2 protein-coding genes are annotated in these 2,011 nt (G+C 74.7%); both read right to left on the bottom strand.

Annotated features, from left to right (window positions below; all coding sequences use genetic code 11):
- Window positions 1-56: 56 nt before the first annotated feature.
- Window positions 57-1,253: a serine hydrolase domain-containing protein gene (locus ACIQOV_RS39195; protein ID WP_401055643.1), complete on the bottom strand. Its 1,197-nt coding sequence runs from the start codon at window positions 1,251-1,253 to the stop codon at window positions 57-59.
- Window positions 1,254-1,473: 220 nt separating this feature from the next.
- Window positions 1,474-1,839 (bottom strand): hypothetical protein, encoded by a 366-nt coding sequence (locus tag ACIQOV_RS39200; RefSeq protein ID WP_401055645.1) that lies wholly within the window; start codon window positions 1,837-1,839, stop codon window positions 1,474-1,476.
- Window positions 1,840-2,011 lie beyond the last annotated feature (172 nt).

A 2,011-nucleotide genomic window follows, 5' to 3' on the forward strand; every position in this document is an offset into this window, starting at 1 on the left:
CCCTCCGAATCCGGAGGGGGCCGACGCCATTCCGTCCGCGGCGCGGCGGGCCCGGGTCAGCTGCAGAGGGCGGCGTCGACCGCGTCGGCCACGCGCTGCTTGACGTCGGGTGACGGGGTGGTGGTCACCGCGACGTCGGCGGCGCGACCGTCCTCGGTGGCGCCGCCGCGGGTGACGTAGCCCGGGATGGAGCCGCCGTGGCCCCAGTACAGGCCGCCGCAGGACAGCGGGCGGCCGACGATGCCCAGCCCGTACCGGGCGCCCGGGCCCATGTACTCGGCGGGGACGGTGGTGCGCATCTGGGCGAGCTGCGCCGGGGGCAGCAGTTCGCCGCCGAGGAGGGCGAGGTAGAAGCGGTTGAGGTCGGTGTTGGTGGAGACCAGCGCTCCGGCGGTCCAGGCCCAGGAGGGGTCCTCCTCGGTGACGTCCAGCGGGGCGCTGCCGGGCTGTTCGGTGAGGTAGCCGTGCGGGTGGCCTTCGTGGACGGACATGTCGCCCTGGACCGGGAAGTAGGTGTGGCGCAGGCCGATGCGGTCGATCACGCGCCGGGTGATCTCCTCGCCGGCGGGTCGGCCGGTGACCTTCTGGATGATCAGGCCGGCCACGACGTACCCGGTGTTGCTGTACTTCCAGCCGGTGCCGGGGGCGAAGTCGGGGGCCTGGCCGAGCGCGAGGTCGAGCAGCTCGCGCGGCTCGTAGTACCGGGTGGCCTCCTGGTCTCCCAGCAGCGCGGTGTACTCGGGCAGGCCGCTGGTGTGCTGGAGGATCTGACGGACGGTGATGATCCGTCCGTCGGCGGGGGCCCGGCCGGCCGTGCCGCGGACGACCCCGGGCAGGTAGGTGTCGAGGGGGGCGTCCAGGTCGACCTTGCCCTCGGCCACGAGCTGCAGGACGACGGTGGCGGTGAACGACTTGGTGTTGCTGCCCACCCGGATCTGGCCGTCGACGGGCACCCGCGCTCCGGTCTTGAGGTCGCCGACCCCTGCGGTGTGGTTCCGGGTCCGGCCGTCGCGGTCGCGGACCGCGGCCAGTGCGCCCGGCACGCCGTCCTGGGCGACGAGCGCGTCGAGGCGCTGCTGGACGGGGTTCGGGCGGGCCGGCGCGGCGTGGGCGGACGCCGGGAGGGCGGCCGTGCCGAGTGCGACGGCGATGGCGACGGCCGTGGCAACGGCTGACGCGCCGAGGCCGGGCGGGCGGGTGCAGGTACGGGTACGGGTACGGCTGCGGGTACGGTGCTGGGCGGGCGGGTTCACGAGGCCTCTCCTCTCGCGGCCGCGGCCGCCGCCGGAACTCCCGGGTGCGGTCCGGGCGGCGCGGCGACCGTGGTCCCGTCCAGGGCATCACGCGGAGCCCGGGGCGGTCGTCGGTGCGCAGGAGGAGAGGCGGCCGGGAGCCTGCTTCCGACGGCGTATCACCATCCCTGAGGGAACCCCGAGGAGGCTTCCGGTGACACCCGCCCGCCCGGCGTCGGCGTCAGCAGCCGATGGAGCGCATGGTGACGCTGGTGAAGTGGGTGCCCGAGGGGGCGTAGAGGGTGATGGCGCGGGACTTGCCCTTGCCGCCGGCCCAGTCGCTGTCGACGCGGCCGCCGTTGGAGAGGTTGCCGCGCACGTACGGACAGCGGCCGTCCGCCTTGGTGTCGTGCACCGTGCCGACGACCTTGGTGTTGTAGTTGCACCACTTGCCGTTCGCGTAGCCCTCGCCGGAGCTGATGCTCCAGTTCTGGGTGCACGAGTCGGCGGGCGGCGCGGCGTGGGCGCCGCTGGCCGGGAGGAGCAGGGCGGCGAGGGTCAGAGCGGCGACGGCGGCTCCGGGGACGGCGAGACGGCGCTTGGACATGGCGGTACCTCCACACGGGTGCACGGTGGACATCCGGGCCGGGGCGTCGGGCGGCGCGCGGCGTACGACACGCGCGGCACGTCCGGCCGCCCGCCCGGCGGTCCGTCGAGCGTGACGTAGTCGAACAACCCTCGTCAACCCGGGAGTTGGGGGGTGGAGGCGGCATGGTGCC

This window comes from Kitasatospora sp. NPDC091257, from assembly GCF_044757675.1.
Taxonomy (GTDB): Bacteria; Actinomycetota; Actinomycetes; order Streptomycetales; family Streptomycetaceae; genus Kitasatospora; species Kitasatospora lactacystinica.

Bases quoted from the DNA above. Each gene is read 5' to 3' on its own strand.
- ACIQOV_RS39200 (WP_401055645.1), bottom strand. From the start codon at position 1,839: ATGTCCAAGCGCCGTCTCGCCGTCCCCGGAGCCGCCGTCGCCGCTCTG.